The organism is Pseudomonas rosaeacicularis (assembly GCF_057128745.1).
In genome coordinates this window covers 25,976-48,179 of record NZ_JBSKHT010000027.1, presented here as the reverse complement: position 1 = coordinate 48,179, position 22,204 = coordinate 25,976, and the positions used below count along the sequence as shown (strand labels likewise).

The 22,204-nt window shown below is 58.7% G+C and carries 18 protein-coding genes; 7 read left to right on the top strand and 11 right to left on the bottom strand.

The window, feature by feature from the left end; translation table 11 throughout:
• Nucleotides 1–30: 30 nt before the first annotated feature.
• The 4 genes from ACWKWM_RS27225 to ACWKWM_RS27210 all read right to left on the bottom strand — a co-directional run bounded on the left by ACWKWM_RS27225 (nucleotide 31) and on the right by ACWKWM_RS27210 (nucleotide 4,381).
• A complete protein-coding gene (locus tag ACWKWM_RS27225) occupies nucleotides 31–942 on the bottom strand; it encodes a TauD/TfdA dioxygenase family protein (protein WP_483849069.1) in 912 nt (303 codons plus the stop codon).
• Nucleotides 943–1,187: 245 nt separating this feature from the next.
• Complete coding sequence (locus ACWKWM_RS27220; RefSeq protein WP_483849068.1) at nucleotides 1,188–1,949, bottom strand: hypothetical protein; 762 nt, start codon at nucleotides 1,947–1,949, stop codon at nucleotides 1,188–1,190.
• A gap of 646 nt (nucleotides 1,950–2,595) precedes the next feature.
• The gene (locus ACWKWM_RS27215; protein ID WP_483849067.1) at nucleotides 2,596–3,483 is read right to left on the bottom strand and encodes an SMP-30/gluconolactonase/LRE family protein; all 888 of its coding nucleotides are present in this window, start codon (nucleotides 3,481–3,483) and stop codon (nucleotides 2,596–2,598) included.
• 70 nt (nucleotides 3,484–3,553) lie between these two features.
• Nucleotides 3,554–4,381, bottom strand: coding sequence for an NAD-dependent epimerase/dehydratase family protein (locus ACWKWM_RS27210; protein ID WP_483849066.1), 828 nt, complete (start codon nucleotides 4,379–4,381; stop codon nucleotides 3,554–3,556).
• Nucleotides 4,382–4,738: 357 nt separating this feature from the next.
• Between ACWKWM_RS27210 and ACWKWM_RS27205 the strand changes: the two genes are divergently transcribed.
• The 6 genes from ACWKWM_RS27205 (at nucleotide 4,739) to ACWKWM_RS27180 (ending at nucleotide 11,967) form a co-directional block, all read left to right on the top strand.
• Nucleotides 4,739–5,686: a substrate-binding domain-containing protein gene (locus ACWKWM_RS27205; protein WP_483849065.1), complete on the top strand. Its 948-nt coding sequence runs from the start codon at nucleotides 4,739–4,741 to the stop codon at nucleotides 5,684–5,686.
• Between the two features lie 83 nt (nucleotides 5,687–5,769).
• On the top strand, nucleotides 5,770–7,281 hold the full coding sequence (locus ACWKWM_RS27200) for a sugar ABC transporter ATP-binding protein (RefSeq protein WP_483849064.1): 1,512 nt from the start codon (nucleotides 5,770–5,772) through the stop codon (nucleotides 7,279–7,281).
• A gap of 4 nt (nucleotides 7,282–7,285) precedes the next feature.
• Nucleotides 7,286–8,245: an ABC transporter permease gene (locus ACWKWM_RS27195; protein WP_483849088.1), complete on the top strand. Its 960-nt coding sequence runs from the start codon at nucleotides 7,286–7,288 to the stop codon at nucleotides 8,243–8,245.
• 193 nt (nucleotides 8,246–8,438) lie between these two features.
• On the top strand, nucleotides 8,439–9,530 hold the full coding sequence (locus tag ACWKWM_RS27190) for an alcohol dehydrogenase catalytic domain-containing protein (RefSeq protein ID WP_483839069.1): 1,092 nt from the start codon (nucleotides 8,439–8,441) through the stop codon (nucleotides 9,528–9,530).
• 149 nt (nucleotides 9,531–9,679) lie between these two features.
• Nucleotides 9,680–11,218 carry an FGGY-family carbohydrate kinase gene (locus tag ACWKWM_RS27185; RefSeq protein ID WP_483849063.1) on the top strand — a complete coding sequence of 513 codons (1,539 nt, stop codon included), beginning with the start codon at nucleotides 9,680–9,682 and terminating at the stop codon, nucleotides 11,216–11,218.
• Entirely contained in the window at nucleotides 11,215–11,967 is a 753-nt protein-coding gene (locus ACWKWM_RS27180; RefSeq protein ID WP_483849062.1) for an SDR family oxidoreductase, read from the top strand. The genes ACWKWM_RS27185 and ACWKWM_RS27180 overlap by 4 nt, the downstream gene beginning before the upstream one ends.
• A 119-nt stretch (nucleotides 11,968–12,086) precedes the next feature.
• On the opposite strand, the gene ACWKWM_RS27175 is transcribed toward ACWKWM_RS27180, so the two are convergent.
• Nucleotides 12,087–12,956, bottom strand: a complete 870-nt coding sequence (locus tag ACWKWM_RS27175; protein ID WP_483849061.1) for an oxygenase MpaB family protein — start codon at nucleotides 12,954–12,956, stop codon at nucleotides 12,087–12,089.
• A gap of 142 nt (nucleotides 12,957–13,098) precedes the next feature.
• The gene (gene acs, locus ACWKWM_RS27170) at nucleotides 13,099–15,036 is read right to left on the bottom strand and encodes an acetate--CoA ligase (protein ID WP_483849060.1); all 1,938 of its coding nucleotides are present in this window, start codon (nucleotides 15,034–15,036) and stop codon (nucleotides 13,099–13,101) included.
• Between the two features lie 224 nt (nucleotides 15,037–15,260).
• Here acs and ACWKWM_RS27165 point away from each other — a divergent pair, with 224 nt between their 5' ends.
• A complete protein-coding gene (locus ACWKWM_RS27165) occupies nucleotides 15,261–15,833 on the top strand; it encodes a hypothetical protein (protein WP_483849059.1) in 573 nt (190 codons plus the stop codon).
• A 77-nt stretch (nucleotides 15,834–15,910) separates the two neighbouring features.
• On the opposite strand, the gene pgi is transcribed toward ACWKWM_RS27165, so the two are convergent.
• The 5 genes from pgi to ACWKWM_RS27140 all read right to left on the bottom strand — a co-directional run bounded on the left by pgi (nucleotide 15,911) and on the right by ACWKWM_RS27140 (nucleotide 21,735).
• Nucleotides 15,911–17,575 carry a glucose-6-phosphate isomerase gene (gene pgi / locus ACWKWM_RS27160; protein WP_483849058.1) on the bottom strand — a complete coding sequence of 555 codons (1,665 nt, stop codon included), beginning with the start codon at nucleotides 17,573–17,575 and terminating at the stop codon, nucleotides 15,911–15,913.
• A gap of 277 nt (nucleotides 17,576–17,852) precedes the next feature.
• The gene (panC, locus tag ACWKWM_RS27155; protein ID WP_483849057.1) at nucleotides 17,853–18,704 is read right to left on the bottom strand and encodes a pantoate--beta-alanine ligase; all 852 of its coding nucleotides are present in this window, start codon (nucleotides 18,702–18,704) and stop codon (nucleotides 17,853–17,855) included.
• Nucleotides 18,701–19,501, bottom strand: coding sequence for a 3-methyl-2-oxobutanoate hydroxymethyltransferase (panB, locus tag ACWKWM_RS27150; protein WP_483849056.1), 801 nt, complete (start codon nucleotides 19,499–19,501; stop codon nucleotides 18,701–18,703). The genes panC and panB overlap by 4 nt, the downstream gene beginning before the upstream one ends.
• Nucleotides 19,502–19,825: 324 nt before the next feature.
• On the bottom strand, nucleotides 19,826–20,314 hold the full coding sequence (gene folK / locus ACWKWM_RS27145) for a 2-amino-4-hydroxy-6-hydroxymethyldihydropteridine diphosphokinase (RefSeq protein ID WP_483849087.1): 489 nt from the start codon (nucleotides 20,312–20,314) through the stop codon (nucleotides 19,826–19,828).
• Nucleotides 20,315–20,328: 14 nt separating this feature from the next.
• Nucleotides 20,329–21,735: a polynucleotide adenylyltransferase PcnB gene (locus tag ACWKWM_RS27140; RefSeq protein WP_483849055.1), complete on the bottom strand. Its 1,407-nt coding sequence runs from the start codon at nucleotides 21,733–21,735 to the stop codon at nucleotides 20,329–20,331.
• Nucleotides 21,736–22,204 lie beyond the last annotated feature (469 nt).

Here is a 22,204-nt window from a genome sequence, read left to right as displayed (position 1 = left end):
GGTTCCATCCTGTGAAAGTGAAAAAGAGGTTCAGGCAGCCAAGTGTTTCTTGTCGGCTTCGGTCTTGGGCGACAGCGTTTCAGGGGAGGGTTTGATCGCCTGGCTCAAGCGCCCGTCGACGCCGTAAGGCACATCGCCTGCGACAGTGGTGCGACGCACGATGCGTTCGGCATCGCCGTAATCGTTGATGGCGATATGTTGAGTGGCGCGGTTGTCCCAGATCACCACATCACCAGCCTGCCAGCGCCAGCGCACGGTGTTGTCAACGTGAGTGATTCGCTCATGGAACAGGCGAATCAGCTGTTTTGAATCGTTGCTGCTGACGCCCTGAATCTGTTTGACGAAGTGCCCGAGCAGCAGAGTGCGCTCCCCGGTTTCAGGGTGAACCCGCACCAATGGATGTTCGGTTTCGTAGACTTCGGCGGTGAACTGCTCGCGGTAGCGTTTCAGGCCGGCGTCGCTGGTGTTGCGCGGTGCGGCGTAGTCATAAAGATTGGTGTGCAGCGCGCGCAGATTGTCAGCCAGCTGTTTGAGCGGCTCAGGCAAATCGGTGTAGGCGGTGGCGGTATTGGCCCAGACCGTGTCGCCCCCGTAGGGAGGAATGACCACGCCGCGCAGGATGGAAAGCTTGGGGTAGTTGGCGACGAAGGTGACGTCGGTGTGCCAGGAATTGGCGCGGGTTTCCTTGGCATCGAGGTGCAGGATGGCGTTGCTTTGTTCAGCTGAACGGACGGTGGGGTGCGGCACTTGATCGCCGAATCGGCGAGAGAAACTCTCATGCTGCTCGTCGCTGAGATACTGCTCGCGAAAGAACAGCACTTTGTATTTCAGCAGCGCTGAGTTGATGAAATCGAACTCTTGGGCAGAAATGTCACCGGACAATTGAACGCCACTCAATTGAGCGCCGATCCTGCCAGCCACAGGGTTGATCTGAATCGCCATGTCTGAATTCCTGTTTCAGGGTTGTTGTGGCTCAGATCATAAGGATATAAATACGGGTTTAGATAATCACATTTAGTTCTAAATATAGAAGCGTCTGTATGCCGAGGATTTATGAAGATAACCGCGGGATATAAGGTTATTCGTAAAACCTGTAGGAGCGAATTCATTCGCGAGACGGCTGCGAGTCGAGTGCTTTGGAAGGGCACTCTCGCGGATGAATTCGCTCCTACAGGACTTTGCCCGCCTCAGGTATGGGTTGCATCTGCCGGTGTCTGGGTTGGCTTGAACCCGTTCAACGAACGTCTTACCCGGCTGGCCAGCGAGCTGCTGCCGTGCACGTTGTGATAATGGAACACCGCAGTGGCGCGCAATGCGTCCGGGGCGACAGGCAGATTGGTATGCAGCGAGCGGTAGCCCCAGAACAAATACAGATTGCCGGGAAGCATGCGGATACGCGTAAACGCTTCGGCTTTTTTGGCGAAGCGCTTCGCCAGGCGGCGCTGCATCCAGCGGTTATCCACCAATAATTTGTCCAGCAGGTTCAAGGCGTAGTTGCGACGCAGCGGTCGACGACTGGGCAACATCAGCAGATCGCCGCTTTCGCCTTCATCGGGCATGCAAACCGGCATGATTGTCGTCAGCGCAAATGAGTCGTAATGGAAGATCAGCGATTCACGGCGGCCACCATCACCTGTCAGGCAGCGCAGGGTTTGTTGCAATCCCGAATCTCTGGATTCCTGCCCGGTTGCGCCAACAACGATGCGCCGACACAAATCGATGAACTCCCGCGAGTTGCCCCATTCCTGAAGCGGAGTTCCGGCAACCGCCTCGTTGCCCGCCAGCGCCACGTAATTATTGCCTGCCGCCGCCACCGCGCCGACGACGAGGTCCTGCAACTGCGCGAGTTGCTCGCTGTTCGCCCAGTCGGGAAGAACTGCGTAGCCGCAATGGTCAATGGTCTCGATCAGACTCTTGATCTGTGCCTCGGAAAAAGTCGTGTAAGGCATAGCGCCTCCTCGGTAAAACCACTGGACAAGCATCCTTGCATTCAGATTTGGTTAGCCCGGTACGACAGCGCCTGCATGCAGCGGCCCAGAGAGGTGGGACAGTGCTTACAACGGCAAATGCCGGGGATGTAATCGATGTCATTCAAGAAATATTCAACGGGGAATTGGCCGTCCCGTTGTTGTCCTGTTTCACAGACAACCGCTCAGGTAGCGGTGGAAAACCGGACCGTCCCGATCACCCGTCGCGGCCGGCGACGGAGCTTCAGATCGGAAGACTTCACTGTGATTGCCCCCAGGAAACGTCTCTTGTTACAGACTGTTTCAGCAGCGGCAAGGCGAGATACTAGCAGCTAGCACAGCGTTCGCTCGTTGCTGAATGAAAATATTTCAAACTATTTCTTTTTAGGCGTTTAACTGAAAAAAGTGTCCGTTTTTGATACAGATTGAGCGTTTTTCGCAGCGTATTCGGGGGGCGCTTCTGTACCAATTATGTGTCACTATTTATTGCGAAGGGTGCGGAGAGAGGTCGAAGGCGGGGTGACTGTCGGGGGCTGGCGCGGGATAAAAGCGCTTCTGCCCATCAGGATTGGAGTCAGCGCGGACAGGGCCGCGCTTCTGCCATGAAATGCCTGTGCAGCTGTTCAAATCAGCTTCCGAATGCGGGTTCTTGAAGCCCTTTGACCCCCGGTTGCAGCGCGAACACCCCGCCCGCAAGGGGCTGGTCGCTGATGTCGCCGTCAGGACGTATTGAGGTCACAAACAGGGTGTCCAGGTCCTTGCCGCCAAACGCGCACATGGCAGGCTTTTTCACCGGGACGGCCAAGGATTTATCCAGCTTGCCCGCAGGCGTGAAGCGATGAATCAGCCCCGCATCGTTGCCGCATATCCAATAGCAACCGTCGGCATCGACCGCTCCGCCATCGGGGCGTCCGGGGAACTGATTCATGTCGACGAAGAGACGGCGGTTGTGGGGCGTGCCGCTGTCGGTGTCGTAATCGAAAGCCCAGATTTTCTGAACGGTGGGGTGTGAATCGGAGAGGTACATGATCGTGCCGTCCGGACTGAAGCCCAAGCCGTTGGGTACGATAAAGTCGGTCAGTTGCGGTTGCAGCGGGGTGGGTTGCCCGGCGCTGTAGCGGTACATCGAGCCCACCACTGCGTTGGCCGCCATGTCCATGAACATGGTTCCTGCCCAGAAGCGTCCTTGGCGATCACAGCGGCCGTCGTTGAAGCGCATGTTACTGCGAGGATGATCAACGCCGATCAGAGGTGTGGTCGTGAGTGTCCCGTCATCGTTTGGACTGACGCGAAACAGGCCGCTTTGCATCCCGGCGATCCAGCTGCCATCCCCATAGCGGGCGATACAGGCGATCATTTCCGGCGCTTCCCAACTTTGCGTCAGGTTGTCTTGCGGGCTCCAGCGGTGCAGACGCCGCGCCGGGATATCGACCCAGTACAGCGCTTGTTCTTGTGGGTCCCACACAGGGCTTTCACCGGTGGCATTGCGTGCGTCGAGTATCAATTGGGCAGACATGGCGAATCATTCCGTCGTTTTCAGTTCGCCGACTGCTTCAGCCGGCGTTCCCGCTAGGCCCACTGCCGACTCACTCGTCGCCGAATGGCCCGGACTCAACAAACGCGCCGCCTTGATAGACCATCGCCGGGTCATTGGCGGCTGGCATCGGCTGAGCCTCCACCTTGGCGCGGAAGCGTTCGGAGCTGTCTTTCGGGGTGTAACCCAAGTGATTGGCCAGACGGTTATCCCACCACACATCCCGGTTGGCGGAAGCGCCATACACCACGGTATGTCCGACATTCGGCGTGGTCAGCCCTTTGTAGATCAGCTGCGTGAGGTCGTCGTAGCTGAGCCAGGTGCTGAGCATCCGGCGGTTTTGCGGTTCAGGGAACGAGGAGCCGATGCGTATGCTCACGGTCTCGATGCCATAGCGATCGAAGTAGAAACTGGCCATGTCTTCGCCATAAGACTTGGACAAACCGTAATAGCTGTCCGGACGGCGCGCGGCGCTGGCGTCGATGGTTTCGTCCTGGCGATAGAAGCCGATGACGTGGTTGGAGCTGGCGAAGATCACACGCTTGACGCCATGGCGACGCGCGGCTTCGTAGATGTGAAAGATACCGCTGATGTTCGCGCCGAGAATCTCTTCGAACGGCCGCTCAACCGACACCCCACCGAAATGCACGATGGCGTCCACGCCTTCCACCAATTGGTGAACAGCGTGTTTGTCGGATAGATCGCACGTCTGGATTTCTTCGTGGCTACCAGCAGCCGGGGCCATTTCCGAGATATCGGACAGACGAAGAATATTGGCGTAGGGGCGAAGGCTTTCGCGCAAGACTTTGCCCAAGCCACCTGCTGCGCCGGTGAGCAGCAGCCGATTGAAAGGAGTCTGGGCAGGCGTGGTATTGGTCATGGGGGGCCCTGGTCTGGATGTTGTTGTTATGAAGGTCGCTGGTTGTACGACAACTTGGAATTATCGGCAGGGGTTACAAAGTTTGTCAACGCGGGTGATGCCCGACCCGTATTGCCAGTGAGCCTGTAGGGGGGAGCTTGCTCGCGATAGGGGAGGTCAGACACTTTGTGATTGCTGGCACGCCTCCAATCGCGAGCGAGCTCAGTCCTACACTTCGACCGCTGGGCAGTTGGCACTGAATCAAATGATATCCGGCAGTCGGACGGCCTGTTGCACACCCCAATAATCTCTGCTAATTTCAAAAATGTTAACGATGACATTTCCGCTTTAAAAATAAAAACAACGGGATTTTTCGCCATGACAACTCGCCCCAAGAAAGGCTTCTCTTTAGGTCTGTGCTCGCTCGCTTTTGCCATCGCCTGCGGCAGTGCCGTGACCGTTCAAGCAGCTGATGCAGCCAAGACAGGCCCGCTGAAAATCGGCGCCTCGTTTCAGGAAATCAACAACCCCTATTTCGTGACCATGAAGGCCGCCCTAGAGGACGCCACCAAAAGCATTGGTGCGACCTTGCTGGTCACCGACGCCCGTCACGATGTCTCCAAGCAGCTCAGCGATATCGAAGACATGCTGCAAAAGGGCATCGATATCCTGATCATCAACCCGACCGACTCGGTGGGTGTGCAGTCCGCCGTTAAGCAGGCCCATGACAAGGGCGTCGTCGTAGTGGCGGTTGACGCTCAAGCCGATGGTCCGCTGGACTCCTTCGTCGGATCGAAAAACTACGACGCAGGCGTTCAGGCCTGTGAGTACCTGGCCAAGAACATCGGCGGTAAAGGTGACGTCGGCATTCTCGATGGCATCGCGGTGGTGCCGATCCTGGAGCGCGTGCGCGGTTGCAAAGACGCCTTGGGCAAACACCCCGACATCAAGATCGTCAGCATTCAGAACGGCAAACAGGAGCGCGATCAAGCGCTCAGCGTGACCGAAAACATGCTTCAGGCGCAGCCGAACCTGAAAGGGTTGTTTAGCGTTAATGACAACGGCTCGCTCGGTGCTCTGGCCGCCATCGAATCCAGCGGCATGGACGTCAAGCTGACCAGCGTCGATGGCGCACCGGAAGCCATCAAGGAAATCCAGAAACCGAACAGCAAGTTCATCGCCACCTCAGCGCAATATCCGCGCGATCAGGTGCGACTGGCGTTGGGCATCGCACTGGCCAAGAAGTGGGGCTCGCAAGTGCCCAAAGCCATCCCCGTCGACATCCTGCTGGTGGATCAGGCCCAGGCGAAAACCTTCTCCTGGTGATCCGCGTGTGAGCATCCGTCAGGCAGCTATTCTGCGTGACGGGGGTTCACTGTCCGAGCACGTTCTGGTTTGACGAGGTGCGCATGAGCAGCCTTCTGCAATTGGAAAATATCTGTAAGAGCTACCCCGGCGTGCATGCGCTCAAGTCGATCAATCTGCAGGTCGAACGCGGCGAGATTCACGCGTTGCTGGGCGAAAACGGCGCAGGCAAATCGACGCTGATGAAGATACTCGCGGGCGTCGAACATCAGGATCAGGGCAGCATCCGCATTGATGGCGCCGAACAGCATTTCGCCACGTACAACGAAGCCATCGCGGCCGGTATCGGCATCGTGTTTCAGGAATTCAGTCTGATCCCGTACCTGAATGCCGTGGAGAATATTTTCCTCGGCCACGAAATCGTCAACGGCTTCGGTCTGCTGCGTAAAAGCGAGATGCGGGAGAAGGCCATCGCGTTGTTCGATCGCTTGGGCGTGAGCATCAACCTGGATTGTTCGGTGCAGCATTTGAGCGTGGCCGAACAGCAGTTCGTCGAGATCGCCAAGGCACTGGCCCTCGAAGCGCGCTTGCTCATCCTCGATGAACCCACTGCGACCCTGACTCCGTCCGAAGCCGAGCTGCTGTTCGACATCATGCGCGAGCTGAAAAATCAGGGCGTGGCGGTGATCTTTATCTCGCACCACCTGGAGGAGATCTTTCAGGTCTGCGACCGCATCAGCGTGCTGCGCGACGGCAGCAATGTCGGCGCGTTGACCGTGGCCGACAGTGACATCGACACGCTGGTGGAAATGATGGTCGGGCGACGTCTGGAGTCCAGCTTCCCGGCCAAAACCTCGACGCCCACCAGTGAAGTACTGCTGGAAGTGCGCGATATCCAGCTGATCAAAAACGGTCCGCATAACAACTTCAAACTGCACAAGGGCGAGATTCTTGGCTTCGCCGGACTGGTCGGCTCCGGCCGTACCGAGCTGGCGCTGGGTGTGATCGGCGCGTTGTCGGTGGTGAGCAAGGACGTTTTGCTGCGCGGCCAATCGGTGAGCTTGAACGACCCTGCTGACTCCCTGGCCAACGGCATCGGCTTGCTGCCCGAAAGCCGCAAGAGCGAAGGGCTGATTGTGGATTTCAGCATCCGCGAGAACATTTCCCTGAACAACCTGGGCAAGTACGAAGGCCATGGCCACTTGCTTGACCGGCGCAAGGAAAACGACACCACGGCTGATCTCATGAAGCAGCTGTCGATCAAGGCGCCGACCTGTGAAAGCCGGGTGCTGAACCTCAGCGGTGGTAATCAGCAGAAAGTGGTGATCGCGCGCTGGATCAATCACCACTGCGACATCCTGATCTTCGACGAACCGACCCGAGGCATTGACGTCGGTGCCAAGGCCGAAATTTATACCCTGATGCGCAAACTCACTGAGCAAGGCTTCGCGATCATCATGATCTCCTCGGAACTGCCGGAAATCATCGGCATGTGCGATCGCGTGGCGGTGTTTCACAAGGGCGCCATCGTCAACGTGCTGGAGGCGGCGAACGTCAACCCGCAAGAGGTGATGCGCCACGCCACCGGGAGTCTGAACAGTGAATACGTCCATTAAAACCATGACCACACAACCCAACCGGATGAAGCTCAACTTCGCCCAACTGATTCGCTCGCCAGCGTTCTACCCGTTCGTGGGGCTGGTGGTGGTGACGATCTTCATGATCTTCGCCAGCGACAAATTCCTCACTGGCGCGAACCTTGAAAACATCGCCCGTCAAGTGTCGATCAACGCGATCATTGCCGTCGGCATGACCTGCGTGATCCTCACTGGCGGCATCGATTTGTCGGTCGGACCGGTGATGGCGCTGTCCGGCACCTTGACCACCGGCTTGATGGTGGCGGGGGTTCCGGCGCCGATTGCGATCCTCATCGGTTTGTTGATCGGCGTAGGGTTTGGCGTGGGTAACGGCATCTTCGTGGCGTACCTGAAGATGCCGCCGATCATCGTCACCTTGGCGACGATGGGCATCGCTCGCGGGCTGGGGCTGATGTACACCGATGGCTACCCGATTTCCGGTATGCCGGACTGGTTCTCCTGGTTCGGTCGCGGGACGCTGTTCGGAATCCAGGTGCCGATTCTGATCATGCTCGCCACTTATTTTGTAGCCTGGGTGTTGCTGCAACACACCCGCGTCGGGCGCTACGTCTACGCCATTGGAGGCAACGAAGAAGCGGTGCGTCTCTCGGGCGTTCGCGCGTCGCGCTTCAAGTTGCTGGTGTATTCGATCAGCGGGCTCACAGCAGCGATTGCCGGGCTGGTGTTGTCTTCGCGCCTGATGAGTGGCCAGCCCAACGCCGGTGTCGGTTTCGAGCTGGACGCCATTGCGGCTGTAGTGCTCGGCGGCGCCTCGATTGCCGGTGGTCGCGGTGTGATTGTCGGGACGCTGGTCGGTGCCATGCTTTTGGGTGTGCTCAACAACGGCCTGAACATGCTCGGCGTCTCGCCGTATGTGCAGAGCGTGATCAAAGGCGGGATCATTTTGCTGGCGATCTTCATCAGTCGGCAGCGGCATAAGTGAAAGCGATAGATCAACCCGGAGCCGTGGGAGCGGACCTGTCCGCGAAGATGCCAGTGCGTTCGCCACATCTCTAGCGATAGGAATGACGCATTCGCGGACAGGTCCGCTCCCACTGGGTAACTGCAACGCCTAAACATTTGTTAAACACGCCCACATAGGCGTGTACTTTCTGATAGCGAACAGGTGAAACGTCATGGAACAAAACACACAAAACACCATGCAAGCCGTCGTCTGCCACGCGCCAAAAGACTACCGTCTGGAGCGCGTCAGCATGCCTCAGGCCCGCGCCAATGAACTGGTTATTCGCATCGGCGCCTGCGGCATCTGCGCCAGTGACTGCAAATGCCATTCGGGCGCGGCGATGTTCTGGGGCGGCGAAAGCCCATGGGTCAAGGCACCGGTCATTCCGGGCCACGAGTTCTTCGGCTACGTGGAGCAAGTGGGCGAGGGTGCTGAAGAACACTTCGGCGTGAAGGTCGGTGACAAGGTCATCGCCGAGCAAATTGTGCCCTGCGAAAAATGCAAATTCTGCAAGACCGGCAAGTACTGGATGTGCGAAGTGCACAACATTTTCGGCTTCCAGAAAGACGTTGCCGAGGGCGGCATGTCGCAGTACATGCGCATCCCGAAAACCGCCATTGTGCACAAGATTCCTGAATCCGTTTCGCTGGAAGACTCAGCGCTGATCGAGCCGATGGCCTGCTCGATTCACACCGTCAATCGCGGCGACGTGCAACTCGATGACGTGTTGGTAATCGCCGGCGCAGGCACTTTGGGCCTGTGCATGGTGCAAGTGGCCGCGCTGAAAACGCCGAAAAAACTGGTGGTCATCGACATGGTCGACGAGCGTCTGGAACTGGCGAAGAAATACGGCGCCGACGTGGTGATCAACCCAAGTCGTGACGATGCCAAAGCGATCATCAATGGCCTCACCGACGGCTATGGTTGTGACGTCTACATCGAAACCACCGGCGTACCGATTGGCGTCACTCAAGGGCTGGATCTGATTCGCAAACTGGGTCGTTTCGTCGAGTTCAGCGTGTTCGGCGCAGAAACCAGCGCCGACTGGTCGATCATCGGCGACCGCAAGGAACTGGACGTTCGAGGCGCGCACCTGGGCCCCTATTGCTATCCGGTGGCCATCGATTTGTTCGAACGCGGGCTGGTGACTTCCAAAGGCATCGTCACTCACGATTTCGGCCTGGACGACTACGCCGAAGCCTTCGCGCTGGCCGATTCCACCAAATCGATCAAGGTGTTATTGAAACCAGTGACCGGAGCCTGATTTTGCGGTGTTGTTGACGGCCTCTTCGCGGACAGGTCCGCTCCCACGGTTGGATCTCGTTTTACCTGTGGGAGCGGACCTGTCCGCGAAGATGTCAGTTGAGACACCGCCTACCTGTGACAAGACCTATAACAAGAGAGACCACCCAGATGGACTACGTCATCGGCGTCGACATCGGCACCCAGAGCACCAAAGCCCTATTGGTGGACGCCGAGGGACGCATTGTCGCTCAGCACAGTCACGGCTACAAAGTCGACACCCCCAAACCCCGCTGGGCCGAACAATGGCCGCAGGTCTGGCTCGATGCCGTTCAAACCTGCGTCGCCTGCTGCGTGCGCAAAGCCGGCGTGCCCAAAGAGAGCATTAAATCCCTCTGCGTCAGCAGTCTGTATGGCGGCTCCGGCATTGCCGTCGATGCGCAGATCAAACCGCTTTATCCGTGTCTGATCTGGATGGATCGGCGCGCGGGCGAACAAGTCGAATGGGTCAACCAGCACATTGACCTTGAGCGCCTGTACGACATCACCGGCAATTCAGTGGACAGCTATTATGGCTTCACCAAAATGCTCTGGCTCAAGCAAAAGCAACCGCAAATCTGGGAGCAAACTCGCTACCTGCTGCCGCCCAATAGTTACATCAACTATTGCCTGACCGGCGAAGTGGCGGTGGACCACAGCTCCGCCGGCAACATCGGCGGCGTGTACGACGTCGCTCATCGGCAATGGTCGGTCGAGATGCTCGATGCGCTGGGCATACCGCTGTCGATGATGCCCGAGCGCCTGGTTCACTCAGGCGATGTGGTCGGTGGCTTGCTTGAAGAATGGGCCGACGAGCTCGGCCTGATGGCAGGCATCCCCTTGCTCGGCGGCGGTGTCGATGCGGCAATGGCTACCTTCGCCGCAGGCGTCACGCAAGCGGGCAACCACGTCGCCATGATCGGCACCAGCATGTGCTGGGGCTACCTCAATCAACAGGTCGATGCCCGCCACGGCTTGGTCAGCTTCCCCCACGTCTACAACGGCGCCAAAGACCTGTACATCTTCGGCGGCGCGATCACGGCGGGCGCTTCTGTCAGTTGGTTTCGCGAGCAGTTCTGTCAGGGCGAAGAACAGCAGGCCCGCGAAACCGGCGAAGACAGTCACGCCATTCTCGAGCGCGCAGCCAACAAGGTGCCCGCCGGCAGCGACGGCTTGGTGTTTCTGCCGTACCTGATGGGCGAACGCAGCCCGGTGTGGGACGCCAAGGCCAGCGGCAGTTTCGTCGGGCTCAATCTTTATCACACCCGCACCCACCTTTACCGCGCGGTGCTCGAAGGGGTGACATTTGCCCTGCGCCACAACATCGAAGCGGGCACCCGAGGCGCGCAATCCCTCGATCCGCGATTGATCGTCGTGGGTGGCGCCAGTCATTCGGACCTGTGGATGCAGATCATCGCTGACGTCACCGGCTACCCGGTTTACACCATCGTTCAGGAGGTGGAAGCAGCGCTGGGCGCGGCGTTGTTAGCAGCTCATGCAGTGGGGCTGGTTGACGATGAGCAAGTGCGAAAAGGCTGGGTCGAACTGGAACTGCGTGCAGAGCCCAATGCTGAAAACGTTGCGCTGTATTCAAAGATATTCGCCGAATACGTCGCGCTGTACCCGGCGCTGAAACCGATCATGCATCGCCTGCAAGGAGTGTCATCATGATTCGTCACCAACAGCCGAACGCCACATTTGATTTCAGTGGTCAGCGGATTCTGGTGACTGGCGCCAGCAGTGGCATCGGTTGGGAGGTTGCGCAGCGCTTGCTGAGCAGCGGCGCCGAGGTGTACGCCATGGGCCGTGACGCGTTGGCGCTGGAGAAACTTGGCGCCCAAGGCTGCCAGGTGTTGCAGGTGGACATGGCCGACAGCGCACAACTCGCAACTGCGTTGGAGGCATTGCCGGTGATGCAGGGCCTGGTCAATTGCGCGGGCGTTTCGGTACTGGAAGCGGCAGCCGATGTCAGTGTGGCGGCATTCGATCAGGTCATGGCTGTCAACGTGCGCGCAGCGGCGCTGGTGGCCGGATCAGTCGCCAAGGCTATGATCGAGGCCGGCGAGGGTGGCAGCATCGTCAACGTGTCGAGCCAGGCCTCGTTGGTGGCGCTGGACGATCATTTGATTTACTGCGCATCCAAAGGCGCGATGGACGCCATGACCCGCGTGCAGTGCGCCGAATGGGGCAAGTTCGGGATCAGGGTCAATAGCGTCAACCCGACCGTGACCCTGACACCGATGGCGATCATGGCCTGGAGCGAGCCGAGCAAACGCGACCCGGCACTGGCGGCAATCCCCTTGGGGCGGTTTGCTGAGACGGCAGAAGTGGCGGCGCCAATTCTGTTTCTATTGAGCGGCGCGGCGTCGATGATCAGCGGCGTGTCGTTGCCGATCGATGGTGGATACACCAGCCGGTAGATCCAGCGCAAACCCTGTTGGAGCGAGGCTTGCCCGCGAAGAGGCCTTCAGCTGCGATACAACTTCTTGGGGCTGAAAAGCTTCGCGGGCAAGCCTCGCTCCAACAGTGGCTGCTTATTTCAAACAATCCCCATACGCCGTTTCGCACGATGAACCGAAGCATTACGCACGGCCCAGCGCAGTACCGGGGCGCTGCGCTTGATACCCGCGCGGATCATTTTGCGTTTGAATGTCGTCTGGCGGATATCAAACATCCTGCTCGCCCAATCCGGCAGCAAATCGATCCCGGCCTGCATCATCAGATTCCCCATGGGCTTTGCCATGCGGCTGGGCGCGGGCGCGCCCTTGAGCACGCGCATGATTTCGAGTGTTCGTTGGCCGCATTCCAATTGCGGGCGCATGCGTTGCAGATAGTCTTCGATGGCTTGGCGGGATGTCGGCACATTCGCAGCGCCAAGACGCTCAGCGACCATGGCCGTTTCGGCGTAGTACATGTCTTGATCTGCGAGCGAAAGCTGCGGGTTGAGATAGCGCAAATGCGCGGCCATGAAGCTGCTGACTTCCGCTACATGCACCCAGGTCAGCAGGTCCGGGTCGCTGGCGGCGTAGTGGGTGCCATCAGGTGCGATCCCGCTAACTTGCAGGTGAATGGTGCGGACTCTGTCGATCAGCCAGTTCGCGTCCTTGGTGGAGCCGAAGGTCGTGCCAGAGATGAACTGCCCGGTCCGCCGCAGCCGGCCGAGCATGTCCTCGCGAAAATTGGAGTGGTCCCACACGCCAGCCAGCACGCGAGGGTGCAGCATCTGCAGCATGAGGGCGCAGATGCCGCCGATGAGCATGCTCGGGAAGTCGCCGTGCACCCGCCAGCAGATGGCGTCTGGCCCAAATAAACCCGGGTCGCCCTTGGGGTTTTCCATGTCCAGTTGACCCAAGGCCAGACCGGTCATGCTCATGACTTGCGTTTCGATGCGGGTGCGGATGAATTCCATGGGTGTCCGAAAAAGTGTGAGCCAAACTCGGAGATGTAGGAGCTGCCGAAGGCTGCGATGGATCCAGATATCTCGATGAGCTTACAGAATGATCGCAGCCTTCGGCAGCTCCTACGGGAATTGCATCAGTTCGGTTACCGGCTCACCGATTCAGCCGCTTCTCGATCAATCCTTCCACGACGCTGGAATCCGCCAGCGTCGAGATATCCCCCAGGCTGTCCAGTTCGTTGCAGGCGATCTTGCGCAGGATGCGCCGCATGATCTTGCCCGAGCGGGTCTTGGGCAATGCCGGCGCCCACTGTATTAGCTCTGGCTTGGCGAAACCGCCTATTTCTTTGCTGACATGGGCGAGTAGTTCCTTCTTCAGCGCTTCGCTCGGCTCCACACCGTCCATGACTGTCACAAACGCATAAATGCCCATGCCCTTCACGTCATGGGGATAACCCACCACGGCGGCCTCGGCGATGCTGTCGTGCAGCACCAGCGCGCTTTCAACCTCAGCGGTGCCGATCCTGTGTCCGGAGACATTGATCACGTCGTCCACCCGCCCGGTGATCCAGTAATGACCGTCCTGGTCGCGGCGTGCTCCGTCACCGGTAAAGTAATAACCGGGGTAGGGTTTGAAATACGTATCGACCATCCGTTGCGGGTCCCCATACACGCCGCGAATCTGTCCTGGCCAACTGGCCTTGATCGCCAGCAATCCGCTGGTGGCGCCTTCGAGTTCTTTGCCTTTGTCATCCAGCAGCACTGGCTGCACGCCGAACATTGGTTGAGTCGCGCAGCCGGGTTTCAGCGGGTTGGTGCTAACCAGCGGCGTCAGCATGATCCCGCCGGTTTCGGTCTGCCACCAGGTGTCGACGATGGGGCAGCGCTCTTTGCCTACGTGGTGGAAATACCATTCCCACGCTTCGGGGTTAATCGGCTCGCCTACGGAGCCGAGCAATCGCAGGCTCTCGCGCGATGTGGACTGCAACGGCTTTGGTCCCTCGCGCATCAATGCGCGCAAAGCAGTCGGCGCGGTGTAGAAGATATTGACGTGATGCTTGTCGATCACTTTCCAGAAGCGAGAGCTGTCCGGGTAATTGGGCACGCCTTCGAAGATCAGCGTGGTGGCGCCGTTGGCCAAAGGACCGTAGACGATGTAACTGTGGCCGGTAACCCAGCCCACATCGGCCGTGCACCAATAGATTTCGCCGTCGCGATAATCGAACACGTATTTGTGGGTCATCGCCGCTTGCAGCAAATAACCGCCGGTGGTGTGCAGCACGCCTTTGGGTTTGCCGGTGCTGCCGGAGGTGTAGAGGATGAACAATGGGTCCTCGGCATCCATCGGCTCTGGCGGGCAGTCGGCGCTGATGCCATGCAGCGCCTCGTGGTACCAGATGTCACGCCCTTCGACCCAATCAACCTCGCCCTGGGTACGTTCCACCACTAAAACAGTGCTGACGTCGGGGCAACTTTGCAGTGCTTGGTCGACGTTTTGCTTGAGCGATATGTACTTGCCGCCACGCACCCCTTCATCCGCCGTTATCACGGTTTGGCATCCAGCGTCGAGAATCCGGTCACGCAACGAATCTGGCGAGAACCCGCCGAACACCACCGAGTGCACGGCGCCAATCCGTGCGCAGGCGAGCATTGCGTAAGCCGCTTCGGGGACCATCGGCATGTAAATGCACACACGGTCGCCTTTATTCACGCCACGGCCTTTCAGCACATTGGCGAGGCGGGAGACGTTGTGATGAAGTTTTTTGTAGGTGATTTCAGCTGATTCTGAAGGATTGTCGCCCTCCCAGATGATTGCCACTTGCTCGCCGCGATCCTGCAAATGGCGGTCGATGCAGTTGTAACTGACATTGAGCGTGCCGCCCTTGAACCACTGCGCCGCGCCGGTCTTGATGTCGCAGCGCTGGACTTCGTCCCAAGGCGAGAACCAGTCAAGGAACTGATTGGCCTGTTCTGCCCAGAATGCATCGGGCTGTTCAATCGATTGCCGGTAAAGACGGGTGTAGTCGTCAGCGCTCAGTTGAGCCGCTTTGCGCACTGCATTGGCATGTGGGAAATCGCTGAGATTGAACATGGCCACTCCTTATTCTTTGGGCACAACTTCCCACCAGAGTAGTAGGAAACCTCGGGGTTCAGCCACGGCAACCCCCATCGTGACTAAAGGGTCATTGGCAATGTATGACAAATAATGACGACGGTTCCCACTGCCTTAAGGGATCGGGCTGATGGCTGCGCCTGATCATGACCTGAATAATCGCCTTCCATTTTTTGCCGCGCAAGCTAGGCAGGAGGCCCGTTTTGCCCAACGATAATCATGGCATTCAACACGGCGACAACAGCCTTAACGTCGGTGTCGGCGATTTCCGTGGCGCTCATGTGAGTATCAACCACAACGACCGGCAGACGTTTACACCCGAACAGCTGGAGATTCAGCGCCACCCGGCGTTTGGCGGACGCGGGTTCAGGAGCCAAAGCGTCTCGGTCTTTGGCTACATCACCGGAATTGCCGGTCTGCTTGGCCTTTACTTCACGCTGTTCCAGCCCGCTACCGGCTGGCGCAGCTCCTGGTCGACGTTGTTTATGTTCACTTTCATCGTCGGTCTGATGGCCGTTGTTTTTTCGGCAGTGCTGCACAGGCCACGATTCGATCATTTCTTCGGCGCCCGGCACTACCTTGAAATGGGCAATAACGGGAAGTTGTATGTGAACCGGTTCACGGCGGCGTGCCCTTGGTGTGGCTCCAGAATGCACTTGCGTCACGTCGGTCCGAAGGAGGGGCCGCACGCGGATCATTTTGTCTGCGTACGAAACCCCAGGCAGCACACCATTGACCTTGACCCAACAGTGCTGCCGGACATCGAGGCGTCCTGATATTTGCTATCCACAGACGTAAAAAACCCGCCGCCTCTTGCGAGACGGCGGGTTCCAGGGTGACGCTTAAAGCAGGATCAGCCGCGGTGACGACCACGGAAATAATTGATCAGGCCTTGAGTGGACGGATCTTCCGCCACTTCCTCGTTGCTGCCGGTAAGGCGCGAATACACGCCTTTGCCCAATTCCTTGCCCAACTCCACGCCCCACTGATCGAAGGCGTTGGTGCCCCAGATCACGCTTTGCACGAAGACCTTGTGTTCGTACATGGCCACCAGTGCGCCAAGACGACGCGGGCTGATGCGTTCGACCACAATCGTGTTGCTCGGACGGTTGCCCGGGATGACTTTGTGCGGCGCGACACGCTGCACTTCTTCCTCGGGAACGCCCTTGGCACGTAGTTCGGCTTCGGCCTCGGTGCGAGTCTTGCCCAGCATCAGCGCCTGGCTTTGCGACAGGCAGTTGGCGTACAGCCACTGGTGATGATCGGAAACCGGGTTGAAGCTAACGATCGGCACGATGAAATCAGCCGGAATCAACTGGGTGCCTTGGTGCAGCAACTGGTGATACGCATGCTGACCGTTGCAACCCACGCCGCCCCAGATGACCGGGCCAGTGTCAGTGTTGACCGGCGTGCCGTCCTGGCGAACGCTCTTGCCGTTGGACTCCATATCCAACTGTTGCAAGTGCTTGGTGATGTTGCGCAGGTAGTGGTCGTACGGCAGGATCGCGTGGCTTTGCGCGCCCCAGAAGTTGCCATACCAAACGCCCAGCGCTCCCAGCAGTACCGGCATGTTCTGTTCGAACGGCGCATTCTGGAAATGCTGGTCCATGGTGTAGGCACCGGACAGCAGCTCCTTGAAGTTGGACATGCCGATGGCCAGCGCGATAGGCAAGCCGATGGCCGACCACAGCGAGTAACGACCGCCGACCCAGTCCCACATCGGGAAGATGTTTTCTTCACGGATGCCGAAGGCCACGGCAGCGGCATTGTTGCTCGATACCGCGATGAAATGACGATAAAGCTCAGCCTCGGAACCGCCCTGAGCCAAATACCAGGCGCGTGCCGCGGTCGCGTTCTTGAGGGTTTCCAGGGTGGTGAAGGTTTTGGACGAGACGATGAACAGCGTGGTCTCGGCGCGCAGCTTCATGGTCAGTTCGTGAAACTCACTGCCATCGATGTTCGCCAAATAGTGACAACGCACGCCTTTCTGCGCGTAGGACAGCAGCGCTTCGGACACCAGCTCAGGCCCGAGGAACGAGCCACCGATGCCGATGTTGACGATGTCGGTGATCGGCTTCTCGGTGTAGCCGCGCCACAGGCCGTCGTGGATGCGTCCGACCAGATCGGTGATCTGATTCAGCACTTTGTGCACGTCGGGCATGATGTTGGTGCCGTTCACCAGCAGCTTGTCACCGACCGGGCGACGCAGCGCGGTGTGCAGTGCCGGGCGGCCTTCGGACCCGTTCACCAGTTCGCCGTCGTACTGAGCCTTGATCGCTTCTTTGAGGCCCACTTCGTTGGCTAGATCGATCAGCAGGGAGCGGGTTTCTTTGGTGATCAGGTTTTTTGAATAGTCGAGAAACAGCCCGGCGCTGCTGAGGGTGAAATCGCTGAAACGCTGGGGGTCTGCGTTGAACGCCTCGCGCATGCTGAAGTTTTGCATCGCTTCGCGGTGTTGATTAAGAGCCTGCCAGGCGGGCAGGGTAGTGACGTCATGAGGAGTGCGGTAGTACGCCATCGCTGCGGGTTTCCTTGTACTTGAACTGCCTTTTGGACACAAAAGCCAGGTTGAACACAGACTCGAATACTTGCAACGGAGGTTACGCCCCCGGACGCACTGCTGTCTGCGCCTCGCTTCACCTTTACTCGGTACTATTTTTCACCGGTACGGCCACCTTCAAGGCGAACTGTACCGATATGGCATTGCCGGTGTGGCTTAGTTCACTGCTCAGCGCGCTGATCATCAGCGCGGGGCGGCGCCTTTTGGCCAGGCACTGAGGCTTGAGCATAGGTATTTATTCGCGATCGAGATGCAGATTGTCGATCAGGCGGGTAGTGCCCAGGTAGGCGGCGCCCAGGATGACCAGATCGCGATCTACAGCCATGGCCGGACGCAACGTCACGGCGTGACGAATTTCGAGATAGTCGGGCCTAAAACCTGCCGCTTCCAGATCCCGCTTGCCGTTAACCAGCAACTGCTCAAAATTCTTGTCACCACTGCGTACAGCGTCGGCAATCACGTTGATCACGCGGTACAGCGCAGGGGCCGAGGCGCGCTGGGTTTCGTTCAGGTATCCGTTGCGCGACGACAGTGCAAGGCCGTCTGCAGCGCGAACGGTAGGCTCTCCGATGATCTGGATCGGCATGTTCAAGTCACGCACCAGGGCGCTGACCACTGCCAGTTGCTGGAAATCTTTCTGGCCGAATACCGCGATGTCCGGCTGGACCATGTTGAACAGCTTGCTGACAACCGTTGAAACACCATCGAAATGCCCAGGCCGACTGCCGCCGCACAGGCCTTCGGAGACGACGGGTACCCGGACGATTGTCTGATCGGCCATGCCATGGGGGTACATTTCTTCCACGTTCGGCGTGAACAGCAAATGGCAACCGGCCTGCAGGAGTTTTTCCTGATCGGCGGCCAGCGTGCGTGGATAGCTGGCCAGGTCTTCGTTCGGACCAAACTGCAGTGGGTTGACGAAGATGCTCGCCACCACGAAGTCGGCTCGCTGAGCGGCTTTGTTCACCAGCGCAATGTGGCCGCTGTGCAAGTTACCCATGGTCGGGACCAGCGCGATGCGTTTGCCTTCAGAGCGCGCGCGGGCGACGGCGGCGCGCAGATCGCGAACGGCTTTAACTGTGTTCATGCCGAAAATCCGTGTTCGGTGGCCGGGAAACTGACGTCTTTTACCGCGGCGACATAGGCCTGGATCGCTGACTGAATGTCAGGCTGGCCAGCCATGAAATTCTTCACGAACTTGGGCACGCGGCCGGTGATCGACAAACCGAGCATGTCGTGCAGCACCAGTACCTGGCCGTCTGTGCCACTGCCGGCGCCGATGCCGATCACCGGAATTTTCACTGCATGGGAGATTTCAAAGGCCAGTTCGCTCGGCACACACTCCAGCAGAATCATCGCCGCGCCGGCTTGCTCCAAGGCAATTGCATCGGCACGCATCTGCCGCGCCTGGGACTCGAGTCGGCCTTGCACCTTATAGCCGCCGAGCACGTTCACCGATTGCGGCGTCAGGCCCATGTGGGCACACACCGGAATGCCGCGTTCAGCCAGCAAGCGAATCGGCTCTGCCAGCCAGACCGCGCCTTCAAGCTTGACCATGTGCGCACCCGCCTGCATCAGCGCAGCGCTGTTGGCGAAGGTTTGCTCAAGGGTGGCGTAGGCCATGAAGGGGAGGTCGGCGAGAATCAATGCGCCCTGATTGCCGCGTTTGACGCAGGCCACGTGGTAAGCCATGTCGCCATTGCTCACGGGTAACGTGCTGTCGTGGCCCTGGAGGACCATGCCCAGCGAGTCGCCGACCAGCAACACTTCCACGCCGGCCTGGCTGGCGGCATGGGCGAAGGTTGCGTCATAGCAGGTCAGCATGGTGATTTTTTCACCTTTTTGCTTGAGCGCCTGCAGGGACGTAACGGTGATATCTGGCATCAAAAAGTCCTCATTCAGGCGCTGTGAACACGACGGCGAACCACGCGTGATTCATTCTGAAAAAGCAGGCACATCGTCGTTTTGCGATGTTTGCAAAGGCCTGTTTCGCGCCTTTCGGCCGGTAGTCCGGCTTTGGGACGCTTATATTCGTGAGGAGGGGGCGGGAAGTCAATTCCGGGTGTTACCGGTTTTGTCGGGATGTTACCGGGAGGGGCTGTAGGTGGTGCGTGTCCATGGATTGTAGGAGCGCGCTTGCCCGCGATACCGTTCGCCAATCCTATATCTGCGGCGCAGGTTCATCCGCAAACGCGGGCAAGCGCGCCCCTACAGGCACCGGGCCGGTAATTGCTCCAAGCCTTCGAAGGGGCAATCGGCAAGCAAGTCGTCTAGCACTCGCCCATCGGCCAGCACCAACCCAGGCGCCAGCTCTGCCAGCGGGTACAACACAAACGCGCGCGCTTGCATGTGGTAGTGCGGGACTTTCAGCCGAGGCTCGTCGACCAGGCGATCACCGAAAACCACGATGTCGAGGTCCAGCGTGCGTGGCCCCCAGCGTTCAAGCCGCTCGCGACCCTGATCGTTTTCGATGGCTTGCAGAGCGTCCAGCAGCGCCAGAGGCTCCAGCGATGTGTCCAGGCCTGCTACCGCGTTGGTGTAACGCGGCTGACCGGGGAGCAGCGAATCGCTGACGTAAAAAGAAGAAACACCCGACAGGCTGGTGTGGGGCAGTTGCGCCAGTGACTTGATCGCTTCATGCAACTGTTCGGCGGGGTCAGCCAGATTGCTGCCCAAGCCGATGTACACACGTTCCATGCTCAAGACCTAAATCATTCGCCCGAAGCGCTGGATGCATCAGCGCCCGTGCGCTTGCGTTTCGCGCCACTGCTGCGACGACGTTTGCGCGGGCCTTGGCCGGTTTCAGACTTGCTGCCGAGGTCGCGAATCATGTCGCGACGCCCGCTGTCGTTGGCTTCCTGGTACTCGGTCCACCAGTCGCCCAGGCCATCGGTCTCCTCGCCTGCGGATTCACGCAACAACAAGAAGTCGTAACCGGCCCGGAAGCGTGGATTGTCCAGCAACAGGTCCGCACGCTTGCCAGAACGGCGCGGTAGCCGTTCCTGCATGTCCCAGATTTCGCGGATAGGCATGGTGAAGCGTTTCGGGATCGCGATGCGCTGGCATTGTTCGGCGATCAACTCGTGCGCAGCTTCCTGCATGGCCGGGATCGGTGGCATGCCGCGTTCCTGCAGGCGGAGCACCCGAGCGGGCAGGGCGGGCCACAGCAGCGCGGCGAACAGGAACGCAGGCGTGACCGGCTTGTTCTGCTTGATGCGCAGGTCGGTGTTGGCCAAGGCTTCGCTGATCAGCGTATGGGTGTAGGTCGGGTTGTATTCCAAAGCCTTGTTGCTGGCGGGGAACAGCGGCTCGAACAGTTCGAGATCGACGAGCATTTCGAATGTCGCCTCGGCGTATCCCGACAGGAATAGCTTCAAGACTTCTTCGAACAAGCGCGCAGACGGGATATCGCGCAGCATAGGCGCCAGCGGACGAATCGGCGTAGCACTGTGTTTTTCGATACCGAAATCCAGCTTGGCGGCGAAGCGCACGGCACGCAGCATGCGCACCGGGTCTTCTTTATAACGCTGCTGCGGATCGCCGATCAGACGGATCAGGCGATTGCGGATGTCGTGCACGCCGTTGGCGAAGTCCAGCACACGCTCGGTGACCGGATCGTAATACAGCGCGTTGATGGTGAAGTCGCGACGTTGCGCGTCTTCTTCCAGCGTGCCGTAAACGTTGTCGCGCAAGATGCGCCCGCTTTCGTTGCGTGAGGACTGATTGCTGTCCTCGTCTTCATCATCCTGGGGGTGATTGGCGCGGAAGGTGGCGACTTCGATAATTTCACGACCGAAATGGATGTGAACCAGTTTGAATCGACGGCCAATGATGCGCGCGTTCCGGAATTCGGCGCGGACCTGCTCAGGCGTTGCGCTGGTGGCAACGTCAAAGTCCTTGGGTTCGATATTCAGCATCAGGTCGCGAACACAGCCGCCGACCAGATAGGCCTGGTAACCGGCCGTTTGCAAACGCTCGACGATGTTTACGGCGTAGCGGCTGAATTGGTTGCGCTGCAACGAATGCTGGCTGCTGCTAAGCACTTCAGGCGTTGTACGCACGTGTTGCTGCGGCTTGCGCAGAGGAGAACGGAATGACTGGAACAGCTTCTTCAGCATGGGATGCACTGTTTGAAGGGATATTCGGCCAATTTCAAAGAATGACCGCATGATGGGCGGGGATTCTAGCATTTAGTCGGGGGATGGTGTAGGACGCTGCGAAAAGCAGCTGGCGAAGCGAGGGAGCGGGGGATTACGGCTTTTGTTCCGCAAGCTACTGGGGGAGCCGAAGCTCCCCCAAGGTATGTGCTCTTATTCTTATTGTCTGTTGGGCTTTTTGTTTTTGTTGAGTGCCCAATTCACGGCTTTCGCCTGTGAAACCTCCCAATCGGGAGTCAAGAGCAAACGGATTGCTTTGGTCGCTGTGCGGCAATGATCATTCGATCCAACCAGTTCAGGCTCTACCTAAGGGTAGTTTTTGTTGTTCTCGGCCTGGTCGCGGGACAAGTCCCAAATGCAACGCCTCTCCAAAAGAATCAGTTAGCTGCGCCTCCGCCGTGTTGTTTTTATTATGCGTGAGTCGATTCAT